Annotated in this window: 11 protein-coding genes and 1 pseudogene; 3 read left to right on the forward strand and 9 right to left on the reverse strand. The window is 66.5% G+C overall.

Going from position 1 to position 14,029, the window contains the following annotated elements:
* Positions 1-39: 39 nt before the first annotated feature.
* The 5 genes from OHA42_RS25615 to OHA42_RS25635 all read right to left on the reverse strand — a co-directional run bounded on the left by OHA42_RS25615 (position 40) and on the right by OHA42_RS25635 (position 4,729).
* A complete protein-coding gene (locus OHA42_RS25615) occupies positions 40-765 on the reverse strand; it encodes a hypothetical protein (protein ID WP_406230392.1) in 726 nt (241 codons plus the stop codon).
* Positions 762-1,136, reverse strand: a complete 375-nt coding sequence (locus OHA42_RS25620) for a hypothetical protein (RefSeq protein WP_406230393.1) — start codon at positions 1,134-1,136, stop codon at positions 762-764. The genes OHA42_RS25615 and OHA42_RS25620 overlap by 4 nt, the downstream gene beginning before the upstream one ends.
* 752 nt (positions 1,137-1,888) lie before the next feature.
* Positions 1,889-2,362, reverse strand: a complete 474-nt coding sequence (locus tag OHA42_RS25625) for a DUF2267 domain-containing protein (RefSeq protein WP_406230394.1) — start codon at positions 2,360-2,362, stop codon at positions 1,889-1,891.
* Positions 2,363-2,371: 9 nt separating this feature from the next.
* Positions 2,372-3,322 (reverse strand): universal stress protein, encoded by a 951-nt coding sequence (locus tag OHA42_RS25630; RefSeq protein WP_406230395.1) that lies wholly within the window; start codon positions 3,320-3,322, stop codon positions 2,372-2,374.
* Positions 3,323-3,385: 63 nt separating this feature from the next.
* Positions 3,386-4,729: a phosphoribosyltransferase family protein gene (locus tag OHA42_RS25635; protein WP_406230396.1), complete on the reverse strand. Its 1,344-nt coding sequence runs from the start codon at positions 4,727-4,729 to the stop codon at positions 3,386-3,388.
* Positions 4,730-5,124: 395 nt separating this feature from the next.
* Between OHA42_RS25635 and OHA42_RS25640 the strand changes: the two genes are divergently transcribed.
* Entirely contained in the window at positions 5,125-5,979 is an 855-nt protein-coding gene (locus OHA42_RS25640) for a universal stress protein (RefSeq protein ID WP_406230397.1), read from the forward strand.
* A gap of 381 nt (positions 5,980-6,360) precedes the next feature.
* Here the strand turns inward: OHA42_RS25640 and OHA42_RS25645 are convergent.
* Positions 6,361-6,999, reverse strand: a pseudogene (locus OHA42_RS25645) (DUF4389 domain-containing protein); the annotation flags it as partial.
* 340 nt (positions 7,000-7,339) lie between these two features.
* Here OHA42_RS25645 and OHA42_RS25650 point away from each other — a divergent pair.
* Both OHA42_RS25650 and ppsA read left to right on the forward strand, forming a co-directional pair.
* Entirely contained in the window at positions 7,340-7,894 is a 555-nt protein-coding gene (locus OHA42_RS25650; protein ID WP_406230398.1) for a flavodoxin domain-containing protein, read from the forward strand.
* 123 nt (positions 7,895-8,017) lie between these two features.
* Positions 8,018-10,315 carry a phosphoenolpyruvate synthase gene (gene ppsA / locus OHA42_RS25655; RefSeq protein WP_406230399.1) on the forward strand — a complete coding sequence of 766 codons (2,298 nt, stop codon included), beginning with the start codon at positions 8,018-8,020 and terminating at the stop codon, positions 10,313-10,315.
* Between the two features lie 243 nt (positions 10,316-10,558).
* Here the strand turns inward: ppsA and OHA42_RS25660 are convergent, their stop codons facing one another.
* From OHA42_RS25660 to OHA42_RS25670, 3 genes are all read right to left on the reverse strand, one after another.
* On the reverse strand, positions 10,559-11,446 hold the full coding sequence (locus tag OHA42_RS25660) for a universal stress protein (RefSeq protein WP_406230400.1): 888 nt from the start codon (positions 11,444-11,446) through the stop codon (positions 10,559-10,561).
* 55 nt (positions 11,447-11,501) lie between these two features.
* Positions 11,502-12,104 (reverse strand): hypothetical protein, encoded by a 603-nt coding sequence (locus OHA42_RS25665; RefSeq protein ID WP_406230401.1) that lies wholly within the window; start codon positions 12,102-12,104, stop codon positions 11,502-11,504.
* A gap of 79 nt (positions 12,105-12,183) precedes the next feature.
* A complete protein-coding gene (locus OHA42_RS25670; protein WP_406230402.1) occupies positions 12,184-13,893 on the reverse strand; it encodes a SulP family inorganic anion transporter in 1,710 nt (569 codons plus the stop codon).
* Positions 13,894-14,029: the final 136 nt, after the last annotated feature.

The following is a 14,029-nucleotide window of genomic DNA, read 5'->3' on the forward strand; positions in this document are numbered from 1 at the left end:
AGCCAGTTCCCGGGTTCGGGGTGCATGATCCAGTCCTCCTCAGCCGACCGACTCATCGACGTCGCGGTACTGGGTCGGTCCGGCGGCGGGACCCCGATGTGCCCTCAACTGCTCGGCGAACCACATGGCCGCCACATAGGCGGCCCGCTGCGATGTTTGTGGATCGGCCGACCCGAGACCGTGCCCGGCCAGCACGGTGACCCGGTGCTCGCACCGCATTGCCGCAGCCGCACGACGATTGACGGTATGCACGCGGATGTCGAGGCCACCGAGAACGAAAAGCGTCGGTGCCATGACATTGCCCAGCCGCGCACCAGCCAGGTCGGGCCGGGCGCCCCGCACAACCACGGCGCGGATGTTGTCGCGCGGTTCCGCCGCTGCCCAGAGCGCGGCGGGTGCTTCGGAGCCGGCACCGAAGTATCCGACCGGAAGCTCCCGGCAGATCGGTGAACTCCGCAAACATCGGCGCGCGATGGCGAGGCGACTGCCCAGCAGTCCGACGTCGAAGACCTTGGCGTCATCGATCGCCTCGGCCGATGTCAGCAGATCGATCGACAACATCCCCAGGCGATGCCCGGCGAATACCTCGACCACGAAGGTATTACGTGGGTTGTGCCGGTTGCTTCCGCTGCCGTGCGCGAAGACGACAATGCCGATGGGGTGATCCGGTATCCGCAGATGTGCGGCGAGTTCGACCGCGCCGACGGGGATCGCCACCTCTTGGTCGCACACCGAGTGCGGTGCGGCGATATCGACTGTTGTCATGACGAGCCAACCTCTCTGTGCCGCTGCGCATTCGGCGCCGGATCGCACTCGCGGGCCAATGCGAGCAGGCGGGTACGGTATTCGAACCGGCCGATCCGGCCCGCCGGCAATTCGGCCAGTAACGCGTTCTCCACCTCCGGCGCCCACCAAACCTGTCCCGGATCTGCCCATTCGACGGCCAGTCGTGCGGGGAGCCGCGGCGGCGAATCATCGACCTCGGCCGATGTGCCCGGACCGGCGCTGCGGACAGCTATTCGCCCCGACCAGCCGCCGGGACCACGCTGCTCACCGCTGCCTGAGCCGACAGCCCACCACAGCGCCAGCAACACCGTCGGGAACCCGATCATGGTTACGACACCTGCGATCATCATGAACCTCCCGGTCCTGCCCACCGTTCCTATGCCCCGTGCGGGAGCCATTGGGCGGACATCACCTGACTGTCGATTCCACCTGCTGGCCGAGCACCCGAGTAGGGCATCCCGTAGTCCTCTGCATCGACTGTCGGCCTGTCTCGAGTGACCAAAGTCCCTTGGCTGCGCAAAGTTCCGGCGAGGTGACCAAGGACCTCCCATCGCGTGGGCAATGCCCGTCGCGGCCGGTATCCACGCGCTGCACACTCGGCGTTGTGAACGCAGGCACTGGTGCGGACGCACCGCATCTCCAGATTGTGCGGGCGGGCTTGCGGCTGTCCTGCCGACCGAACTCGCCGCGAGCCGATCGGTGATCGGTGATCGGTGATCGGTGATCGGTGATCGCCGAGCTGATAACCACCCCGACGTCGCGCAGGTGATAGTCCGGATCGGTACCGCCCCCGACGAGGTCGGGCCCATCCAACCCCTCGGCGGTCGTTCGCCGAGATCCTCGAGATCCATTTCTCGGCGAGGTCGACCAGATCTTCACATCGTCGCCGAAGTAGATCCTGCTGGTGGTCGTGGTGCCGGCCGCTGAGGTGGTGGTCGATCATCACGCCCGTCGGGTAGCGGCAGGGACCAACGGCTCTTCAGTTGGCGACGACCAGATCTGCCGTCGACCGCTCGGGCATCGGAAGCTGATGGTATGACTGCTCTGCCCGGTGTTCCGCATCGAATCCGAGCCGGTACCCGGCTGACCGAGTGGGCGGCGGTCACACCTTGCCGACCGCGTCCTCGTCGTCTTGCTCATCGAACGGTCCCCTGTTGATACCGAACAGCAGGTTACGCAGATCGGTCGGGAATACCGCGGCGACTCGGTCCAACTGGCCCGGAGAGCAGAGGTCGCGCAGTGCGTCCGTCACCAGCCAGGCCAGACCGACGGCCTCGTCCTCGGTGACTCCGGCTTCGGCCGCGAACTGCTCCAGGAATGCCGAGACACTACGTGAGACCGGCACTTTGGCGGGTATCCAGCCCGCGAAGAAGATGCCGCGCAGTAGTTCGGGCAGTTGCGCGCTCAGATGCGCGGCATCGCCAACCTCGAGCCGATCGCGCACGGTGTGCAGCCAGGCGCGTGTCACCTGGTAGGCGAAGGCACGATCTTCGGTCGCCAGGTCGTCAGTGATGCGGCGCAGCCACACATGTGCGGTGTGCACGGCGTGGGCGAAGGGATCGTCGGAGTTCGACATTGTCACCACCTAATCGAGATGTACGACCATGACCGGGCACAGTGCGTGCTGCACAAGAGAATTGCTGGTGGAACCAAACAGCAGGCCGCGGAATCCCCCGCGGCCGCGGCTGCCGACTACGATCAGCTGCGCGGTCTTCGACCACTCCATGAGGTGCGTGCGAGCATCAGAGGGATAGACCTCGCTGGTCACCCCTACATCCGGGAACTTCTCGTGCCATCCGGCAAGTCGCTGAGTAAGCAGTGCCATCTCGGCGGCCGTCATCTCCTCGTCGGGAATGTCGAGGAAGTCGTATCCGGCGAACTCGCCGAAATCGAGGTCGCTCCATGCGTGTACCGCCACCAAATCGGTTGCGCGGTCGGCCGCTTCGGCAAAGGCCGCCCCGACGGCGGCCTCGCCCGCCGCGCTGCCATCGACGCCGACGACGACCGGACCGGCACGATGCGGCCGTGTCGGACCAGCGGCTCGCGCGACCACAACGGCACCGCGGCCGTGGGCAACCACGGCCAGCAAGGTCGAGCCGAGATGACGTAGGGTGCCGACACCGGGCGTCACCCCGAGCACCACCAGATGCGCTGTGCGTGAGTGCCGTACCAGGAGTTCGGCCGGATTCGCCTCCGACACCTCGGTAGTGATGGTCAGTTCCGGGGACACCGCGTGCGCGAGCCGCCGCGCCGCGTCGACGAGATCGGTGCCACGCGCACGAAATTCGTCGATCAGCGGCGACAACGCAACCCCGTGTCCGTGCACCGCCGAGGGCATCGCTCTCAGGTCCAGGCCGTGTGTTATGTGCAGGCCACGCCCCCGCCGCGCCGCGGTTTCGGCGGCCCAGCGCACCGCGAGGTCCGCGGCCTCGGTGCCATCGATACCGACGACCACCACGGCCGAGGTCAGCCGGTGCGGGTCGGCGGCGGGTAGACCGTCCGGGTCGGGACCAATTGGACTATTGCTGTCGGACATGGGATTTCGTGCCTCTCTACCGCTGATGGGCCGCTGTGGGAGCGGCGGCTCCGGGGGCTGTTACTACGGCGCGCCGCCCTCGGAGTGGTCCGGGACAATCGGACCCAGATGGGCGACGAACCAGTCACGAGCCAGCGCCGCAACCTTCTCCAGCGCACCCGGTTCAGCGAACAAGTGAGTGGCGCCGGGTACTACCGCCAGCACGGTCTCGCACGACATTGCCGCTTGCGCAAGTTGATTGAGCTCCAGCACGACATTGTCGTGACCGCCGACGATGAGCAGTGTCGGCGCCTGGACATCGGCGAGCCGGTCGCCCGCCAGATCGGGTCGGCCGCCACGGGACACCACCGCGGCGATCTCGACCTGCGAATCGGCCGCCGCCGACAATGCCGCACCGGCCCCGGTGCTGGCCCCGAAGTAGCCGATCCGCAAACCGGCGATGTGTTGTTGGCGCGTAAGCCATTCGGTGACCTCCACCAGTCGCCGCGCCAGCAGGTCGATATCGAAGACCCGCGCCCGGTGGATTTCCTCCTCGACCGTGAGCAGATCGAACAACAGTGTTCCCAGACCCGCCCGATTCAGCACGCTCGCCACGTAGCGATTGCGCGGACTGTACCTGCTGCTGCCGCTGCCGTGCGCGAATACGACCAGCCCGATCGGCCGCTCCGGAATGGTGAGATGTCCGGCGAGTTCGACCTTTTCGGCGATCACCCGCACTTCGTCGTCACGCAGTGGCGGAACACCCGTAGGAACCGTCAACGGCGCGGCCACCCGCTCGGCGGCGCGGCGCAGCAGCTCGGTCACCTCGCTATCGGAGGTCTGACCGAAGCGGTAGTACCACTGACCGACCGCGTGGAACCGTGACGGCTGTTCGAGGCAGATCACCTCGTCGGCCTCCTTCGACAGGCCGGCCAGCGCATCCGGGGCGCCGACCGGCACCGCCAGCACGATCCGAGCCGCGCCCTGTGCCCGCACCATTTGGCAGGCCGCGCGAGCTGTGGCCCCGGTGGCGACACCATCGTCGACGATGATCACGGTCCGTCCCGCCAACGGAATGCGCGGGCGCTCGCGCCGGTATCGTTCGCCCCGGCTTCGAAGTTCTTCGCGTTCACGGTCTTCCACGGCCGACATCTCCGCGGTGGTGACCCCTGCCCCCTCGATGACGGGTTCGTTGAGTACCTGGACACCCGCTTCACCGATGGCGCCGAACGCCAACTCCGGCTGATGCGGAACCCCGAGCTTGCGCACCACGATCACATCCAGCGGCGCACCCAGGACGCGCGCGACTTCGAACGCGACCGGCACACCGCCGCGCAGCAAGCCGAGCACGACGGCATCCGTATCGTGTAGTTGCCGCAGGCGCGCCGCGAGTCGTCGGCCAGCGTCGTGTCGATCGAGAAATACCATCGGAACCTCCTTGCCGGACCACTCCAGATTCGCGAACCAGCACGCCACCCGAAAGGTCCCGACGTCGCCCACACAAGGGTCATTGGTCCCTTCGGCCGACCGCCACCCTCGCGGCCGGTACTCGGGCCATCCGTCGCCTGTCCTGAGCCGCTCCGACGGATGACATTGGTCAATGCCGCCACTACCCGGTGGCCCTACCCCGCGGACATGGCTCGGCGGACAGTGAAAGGTATATGGGGCTACCGGCAACCACGGAACGCACGGTGCTGGTCGTGTACGCCACCGCACGGGATCTACCGCTGAGTCGACGAGTTTTCTGCGGCACGGATTCGTCCGCGCCGGCGCACCTCTGACGAACGCCGAGCGGCCGAGGGTGCTGCCGAGGAAGAGGACCGATGGGTACCAGGGCCGACCGCAACACCATCGTCGTCGGCGTGGACGATTCCGTGACGGCGTCGAATGTGGCGCGCTGGGCGGCCTACCTCGCCAGCGCTCTGCACGCGCCATTGCTGGTCGCCCACGCGCTGCCGTGCTCGCGCACCGCCGCGAAGCAGCTGGCCGACCGTGTCCATGCACCGCACGCATATGACGCCGCCACCGAAACCCTGGATCGAACCTGCCGACTCGTGCGCACCTGCGACCCGGAACTGACGGTCGACGCGGCACTGCCCGATGGCCCGCCCGCCAAGGCGCTCGTGGAGCTGAGCGCGCACGCCCGCATCGTCGTGGTGGGCGCGCAGAGCGCCTACGCGGAAAGGTTGATCGGGCCGACCACCGTGCATGTCGCCGAGCATGCGCACTGCCCGGTCGCGGTGTGGCGCGGCGAGAACGGCAGGCCCATTCCGCTCGGTAAGCCGGTGGCGGTCGGCGTGGACGGGACCGAGCTCAGCATCCCGGCCATCGCCCACGGTTTCGAAATCGCCGCAGCACTCGAGGTGCCGCTCACCGCGGTGCACTGCTGGCCGTCGCGCATCGAACCGGTGGGCCACCATCTCGACCGTGGCGAGCAGGAACGTACCCTCTTGGCCGAGTCCTTGGCCGGTTGGTGCACGGAATACCCGGATGTCGAGGTCATCGAAATGCCCATCCCCGGCCTGGCCCGCTCAGTGCTGAACGAGATAGCGCAGGATGCGCAATTGCTCGTCGTCGGCAGCCACGGCCACTCGACCGCGACGGCTCTGTTGTTCGGTTCGACCACCCGGGATCTGCTCCACCACACCACCTGCCCGGTACTTGTATGCCGGTCGTAAAGATGCGGTCGCACACCACGCCCATTTCCGTCGTGCCCGCGCCAGGCTCGACTACCGGAAGTGAACGCTGGCACGGACACCGTCACCGACGCGGGTCCGGGGCTGTGCGTGTAGTCGAATCATGGTGTGCTGGCGCCAGTTTCGCGACGCCGTTCGGCTCGATCGTCGCCAGTGCGCTGCCGACAGGAACCGTACTCCGGGCGCAACCAGGATCTCGCCGATGGTGCCCCCATCAAAGCACTCGACTTCTATTGCCGCCTTGGCGGTGTCGCGCTCATCAATCCAGCAACCCCGAGCACAGCCACTGCGGCGATCAATACCGCCTCGCTGAACATGCAAAGCTGCCACACTTTTCGAAGAATACCCAGCGGCTTCATCAGGTCACGCCAGAGCTGAGTCGGAGGATTCGCGTGGGCCTTGGTCTAGGCGGAACGGCGGGTACTCGTCACGCATCAGCGCGGCGTAGGCCAGCACGCGATAGGACCAGCGGTTGATGCCGACGATGAAGTCGAACATCGGGCGCGGGTATCGGGCGGTGAACAGCAGCGTCACCATGGAGACCAGGACGAGTAGTCCGAGCAGAGAGATCCCGGCAGAACCATTGTCACCGTCGCCCCAACTCATGGTCGCCCACGCGCTGGTCATCGCGGCGACGATCAAGTAGTGCGGGATCGCCAGTAGCCACCACTTCACCAGCACCTGGCCACGGGACAGCTTTTCCGGGTAGTCGACCTGCAAGTCCGCCGGATAGGCGGTGGGGCGCAGCGTGAACGGGGGGTACTTATCGGTGCCGATCGGGGAGAACGCGTAGAACTGGACGCGCCACATCCAGCGCAGCACGCCGACGTTGAAGTCGAATATTCCCCGCGGGTAGCGGCCGGTGAACAGGATCGCGAAGCCCGAGACGACGGTGAGCACCACGAAGGCGATCCAGAGGAAGAACAGCACGACGTAGTGCGGTATCGCGAGGATCCATTTCACGAGCCAGAGCCAACGTGACAGCGGTTCGTCGAGGTCACCGCGGAAGTAGACAGGGTAGACGGGGGTCTTGTCGGGGTTCATGATCGGCGCTCCTGACCGGGTGCAGCGTCATACTCCGCGCCGGCGCTGTGCAGCGCGTACGCGGTTCGTATCCAGCATTGCCGGATTCGATGTGACCTCCGAGGGCCGAAATGTCCTTCATCGGGAGGACGTTGGACCTCAGGTTCGGCTGCTGTATTGCCACAATGCCTAACGATGCCGAGGCGAGGGATGCGATCCCTCTTCTGCTATCAGGAGCCGACACCGAGGGGCCATTGGTCCCGGCGCAACGGGCATCACGCCTCTGCCGGCCAGGTACGCGACGCGCGACGCTGTTCACATGGAAGCGAACAAGGCCCGCATCGCCGTCATCTACGCGACGGCACAAGGATCGACCCGCGATATCGCCGAGTTCATCGGCGAGACACTCATCGCTCGCGGCGCTGTCGTCGAGTTGAGCGATGTCGAGCACGCACCGGAGCTGTCCGGCTTCGACGTGGTGATCCTGGGCAGCGCGGTGCACGACAGAGCCCTGCTGCCCGCGGTGAAGTCGTACGTGAGCACGCACCGCGACGCACTGGCGGACACCGACGTCTGGCTGTTCAGCGTCGGCCTCGGGCCGGCGCTGCGCGGCCCGATCGGTCGGCGCATCGGCCGCACCGTCCCGAAGAAGATCGCCGCACTGCGTGATTCGATATCGCCGCGCGACTATCGTGCCTTCGCGGGACACTACGAACGCGCAGGCGTCTCGTTGCAAGCGCGGGCGCTCTACCGGCTCATGGGTGGCACCCGCTACGGCGATCTGCGCGACTGGACCGCGATCCGCACATGGGCAACCGACATCGCCGTTTCACTCGGCCTGCCGGAAGCGACGTCGACGCCGATCCATCCTTAGCCGATATCCGGCCGCGGGCCCAATGGCGCCGGACGCCAGAACCTTCGGAGGTTATGGTCGCCCCTCGACCAGAGTGACGCTGAGATCGGAAATCTTGCCAGGTGCGAACGATTGGGAATCGACATGGGCGACTATGTAGCCGAACTCGGCGAGCTGCGACTCACCGACGCGAATCAGGCAGGTGGCAAGGGCGCGAACCTGGGCGAGCTGGTGGCAACCGGAGTACCGGTACCCCCGGGTTTCGTCATCCTGCGCTCCTGCTACGAGCAGGTGATCACGGACGGACCGAATGGCGCGGAGCTCGATCGCCTACACAGCGAAGCGCTGCGGTCGAGCACCGATGGACCTCGGGTGAACGAACTATGCCGCAGAATGCGGGAACTCGTGCATCGAAGCATGCTGGACGCGCCAATGCGCGAGAGGATCCTGGCGGCCTATCAGGCACTCGGCGATGATGTATCGGTGGCCGTTCGCTCGTCGGCGGTCGGCGAAGACAGCGCCACCTCTTCGTTCGCCGGAATGAACCTCTCACGGACCAACGTGCACGGCGACGAGAAGCTGCTCGCCGCCGTGATCGACTGCTGGGCTTCATTGTTCACCCCGCGCGTTGTCACCTATCGGTCGCGACGCGGAATGGATCAGCGGCCGGTGATGGCCGTGGTCGTGCAGCGCATGGTCAGCGCGCTATGTTCCGGGGTCGCGCTCACCGCCGACCCGACGACCGGGCGCCGCGACCGAGTGGTGATCGACGCCGCACGCGGGCAGGGCGAGGTTGTGGTATCCGGGGCCACCGAACCCGACACTTATCTACTCGACGCCGAGGGGCCCACCCTGCTGGAGACCCGCAACGGCCACCAGAGTTTCGCCATCGTGGCAGGCCCTGACGGCGACCGGCGAGTCGAATTGACCGGAGCCGAATCGGACGCACCGGCGCTGAGCGAGGAGCAGGCCGTCGAGGTGGCTCGGCTCGCGTTGACGGTGCAGAAACATCACGGCTGTCCGCAGGACGTCGAGTGGGCCTTCGACACGGACATGCTGTGGTTGGTGCAAGCCCGCCCGATCACCACGCTGCCGGACTATCCGGCCAGACCGACCATGGCGGGTACGATGCCCCGGACTGTACTGGTGCGTGGTCTCGCCGCGGCGCCGGGTCGCGCGAGCGGACCGGTCCGTGTCCTCACCTCCCCCACTCAGGGCCAGGCGTTGCGCGACGGCGAGGTCCTGGTGGCGCCGATGACCAACCCGGACTGGCTGCCGACCATCACGCGGGCAGCGGCCGTTGTCACCGACAGCGGCGGCATGACCTGTCACGCTGCCATCGTTGCACGCGAATTGGGAGTCCCGTGTGTGGTCGGCACCCGCACGGCCACAACCGCGCTGGCCGATGGAACGTCGGTGACCGTCGATGGCTCGACAGGCGAAATCCAAGCGGGGCAAGTGCCTTCGAGCACCAGTGCCGTCATCCCTACGCCCACGGTGGCCGCGGCAGAGCCGACGGCCACCCGAATCTACGTCAACCTCGCGCTGCCCGAGGCGGCCGAGCGCGTCGCGGCGAGCGACGTGGACGGCGTCGGCTTGCTGCGTGCGGAAACGCTGCTCACCGAGGCGCTCGGCGGTCGACATCCGCGGGACATGATCGCCCGCGGCGAGGGGCACGCCTTCGTAGATCGGATGACGGAGTCGCTGCACCGCATCACGGCCGCCTTCCAGCCTCGACCCGTGGTGTATCGAGCCATCGATATGCGCAGCAACGAGTTTCGCGCACTGGAGGGCGGCGCCCGATACGAGCCCGTCGAGCATAACCCGATGATCGGCTATCGGGGCTGCTACCGCTATGTCCACGAACCCGAACTGTTCGGACTGGAGCTCGCCGCACTCGCCCAGGTGCGTGAACGAACCCCGAACCTGCACTTGATGATTCCGTTCGTCCGCACCCGCTGGGAGCTGGAGGCGTGTTTGGAACTCGTCGATACAAGCCCACTCGGGCGGCAGCGTGGCCTGCACCGCTGGGTGATGGCAGAGGTGCCCTCAGTGGTGCATTGGCTGCCAGAATACGTCGGTCTCGGGATCGACGGGGTGTCCATCGGCACCAACGATCTCACCCAGCTGATGCTCGGTGTCGACCGCGATTCCGAGCAGTGCGCCGAGTTGTTCGACGAATCCGATCCCGCGGTACTGGACGCCATCGGCCGTATCGTCTCGACCGCGCGCCGTCTCGGGATCACCTCCTCACTGTGCGGGCAGGCACCATCGAATAGACCGGAGTTCGCCGAACACCTTGTGCGCATGGGTATCACTTCGATTTCGGTGACACCGGACGCGGTATCGGCAACCCGACGAGCGGTCGCCACAGCCGAGCGGCGCCTGTTGCTCGACCGAGCGTTGGCAGACGGCCAGCGGAAATCGACCACATCGCACTGACAATCGCGACCGTGGCCCTGCGCTGGAGCGTGGGGCCACAAGTGGGTCGCTGTTGCGCGAACAGCGACGACAGTCAACGCTATTTCGCTGAGAACGAATGCTTCCCACCCGAGTTCACAGCACACTCCAAAGTCCGCCGGATGCCCATCGTCTGCCGGGCGTTCGGCAAATCCGGTGGCGCGGGGTCCGATTCCGGACACCACGCCATCGGCAGATCGAATCAGCTCTTGTGGGCAGATCGAATCAGGTCTTGCGCACCACGACCATCGGGCACTCCACCGAATGCAGCAGCGCGTTGCTCGTGGAGCCGAGGACCATGCTCTCGAAACCTCCGCGTCCGTGACTTCCGACCACAAGCAGCTGAGCGTTGGCCGATTCCTCGAGGAGAGCACGAACAGGCCTGTCGCACTTCAGGATTCGCTTCAAAGATACTTCGGGGTAGCGGTCGCAGAAGCCGGCCAGCTGCTCGGCCAATCGTGCCTGTTCCGATTCGCGTTGCGCTTCCCACCCGGAATACGGCAGATCGATCCCGCTGGCATCGCTCCAGGTGTGCAGTGCGGTCACGCCGACCTTGCGCCGCGATGCCTCCTCGAATGCGAGCTCGATGGCGGGCACGCTGTTGGCGGTCCCGTCGACGCCGACCAGAACAGGCATACTCGCCGACACCGGATCGATCGCCGCGATACCGTGGACCACGGCGACCGGGCAGTGCGCGTGGTGAGTCACCGCGGTGCTGACCGAACCGAGCAGCCCGCGGTGGAACGCTCCGATGCCGCGACTGCCCACAACGAGCATCTTGGCGCGCGCTGAGCGCTCGATCATGGTCGGGATGATCTCGACGAAGGTCAGTTCCGTCGTGAGGTCCAGCTCCTCGGCCGGTGCGGCCTGACGCGCCACCCGCGCGGCCTCGGTCAGGATCCGCTCACCGTCGCTTCGCAGCCACTCCACGTCGGCCTTGCCCAACGACATCCCGGACCCGAAGCCGGTGGAGATCGCCATCGAGGTGAGGATATGCAGCGAGTGGTGGTGCAGCGTAGCGTCGACCGCCGCCCAGGCGACCGCCTGGTACGAGCTCGCCGAACCGTCGACGGCTGCCAGGATCGGCGGCAGCGGCGTGGAGGGGTTGGGCATGATTGTTCCTTTCGGTGCCACAGATGTCACGGACGCCGCAGCGGTGTCGGCGGACTCATTGAGTGTCTTCTCTGATCGGGCGATTCAGCTGCCGCCACTGCCGGGCGCATTGGGCGTCATGATGGCGTTCGAGCAGCCACCCTGAGCCTTTGACCAGCGACCACGCGGCGAACCAGGTGGCGACCAGCACTACGACCCCGACACCGATCCCGGTCATCGCGGCCGCGCCGGGCGGGTGCGGTGGCGTCGTCGGAAGGACGTCGGAGTCGAGCCACACGACGACCTGATCACCGAGAGACGCTTTGCTCGGCACCCGCACCATGGCGGTGCCGGGTCGGCCATCGCGGGTCCACTGCACAGGCGCTTCGAACAAATGCGCCTTCAGCTGCCCGGGCTCAGCGGTAATTGTCGCGCTGACAGCGGTTTTCGCCGCGTCCTCGGTGCGGATCCGTGCGGCGTCGGAGGTGTAGGCGGTCGTTGCCAGCGCACCGGCAACCGGTATCGCGACGAGTACCGCAAGCGTTGCGATGATCCGCAATACGGCCTCGAGCCGATCCGACGGGCGCAGCAGCGGATTGGGATTCCATGGACGCATCCACCACAGGCGCGCCACGGGTGACCATGCTCCACGGATCGGGAACGCGGAGTACTCGGACATCGCCGGTCACCTTCTTTCGGTGGCATCTCTCTCGACTTCGAGCATCTCGCGTCGGCGCACGGGCAGGCAGAGACGAAAGTCATTGCTCGTGGGGGTCTACGGGCCCTGATTTGCGGCACGCCCGGTACGCCGCGATCGCGGTCGGCAACGTCGGATACAGATGCTCGGCACCGATCTTCGCGGTCAGCCCGGCCGCGTCCAGATCGTCGCGCAGATCTTGTTTGACTCGCGCCATGACGAAGACCACCCCGCGCGCCGCCAAGTCCGAGCGCAGCTGCTCGACCGCGTCCATCGCGGTGAGGTCGACCTCCACGTTGGCTTCGGCGTTGAGCACGAACCAGTGCACTCTCGCGCCGCGCTCGGCCCATTGATCGACCGCGGTAAGCGCCCGACGGTGGAAGTCCTCGGCATTGGCGAAGCACAGTGGCGCGTCGTAGCGGTAGACGACCAGTCCGGGCACGGGTTTCGCGTCCGGATAGTCGTCGACGTCGTGCATCCCCGCCAGCCCGGGAACGAACCCGAGGATCGCGTCGTGCGCCCGCGCCACTCGACGCAGCAGATCGAAGATCGACAGCGCGATCGCCACCAGCACGCCGTAGAGCACACCCAGTGCGAGCACCGCGACAACCGTGCCGAGCGCAAGGACGAACTCGCTGCGCCGAAATCGAGCGATCCGCCGGAACTCCGTCACATCGATCAGGCGCAGCGCCGCATAGATGACCAGCGCGCCCAGTGCCGCCGTCGGGAACCCCGCCAGGATTCCGCGTGCCCCGAGCAGGACTACCAGCACACTCCCCAGCGCGACAACGGAATACATCTGGGTGCGCGCGCCCATGGCGTCGGCGATGGTCGTCCGACTGCCACTGCAACTCACCGGGAAACCGTGCAGAAACCCCGCCGCCACGTTCGTCGCGCCCAACGCGGCCAGTTCGGTGTTCGCCTCTATGTGACGTCCGTGCCGGGCCGCGAAAGCCCGCGCGGTCAACGCATTGTCGGAGAAGGCGACCACCGCGATCCCGACAGCGGGCAGGATCAACTGGGTGATATCGGCAGTGGCGACGCCGGCGAACCCCGGAACCGGCAGCCCCGCGGGAATCGACCCCACAACCTCGATGCCGTAGCGTCGCAACGAAAAGATCGCCACCACGCCGGTGGCGAGCAGCACCGCGAGCAACGGCCCTGGCACGCGCGGCGCATACCAAGCCCCCAACAGCAGACCGGTCAGCACGAGCACGGCAAGGACCACGGTCTGCCAGCGCCACTGATCAGCATGCGCGACGAACGAACGGAGCTGCGCGAAAATCGATTCCCCATCGACCGGCACTCCGGACACCCGCCCGAGCTGGCCGACGATCATGATCACGGCGGTACCTGTCAGATAGCCGACCAGGACCGGCTTCGACAGTAGATCGGCAAGGACACCGAGCCGCCCCGCCGCTCCCACCAGGCACAGCGCACCGACCAGCAGTGCCAGCACCGCCGCCAAGGCTGCATATCGGCCAGGATCACCGAGCGCCAACGGCGCGAGTGCCACCGCCGTCAGCAAAGCCGTTGTCGATTCCGGCCCGACCGACAGCTGTCGCGAGGTGCCGAACAGTACGTACACCGCGAGCGGCCCGATCGCCGCCCACAACCCCACCACCGGTGGCAGACCAGCGACGGTCGCATATGCCATCACCTGCGGCACCAGATAGGCCGCGACCGTGACGCCCGCGAGTGCATCCGATCGGAGCCGAACTCGGTCGTAACCCTCGAATTGCCGTAGCCCCGGAAACAGAAGCGCCCGCATCCCGTCAGCATGACGTGCTTCGTTGCCCGATGTGACTGTCTTAGGTCCCTCGGCAAGCGTCGGTTCGGCACTGTGCCGCCGCCATCGCCGGTGCGTAGCGTCGAGATCGACAAGATCTTCGCAGGTCGAGACGCAT

Origin of the sequence: Nocardia sp. NBC_01009, from assembly GCF_045208035.1 — a bacterium.
Taxonomy (GTDB): Bacteria; Actinomycetota; Actinomycetes; order Mycobacteriales; family Mycobacteriaceae; genus Nocardia.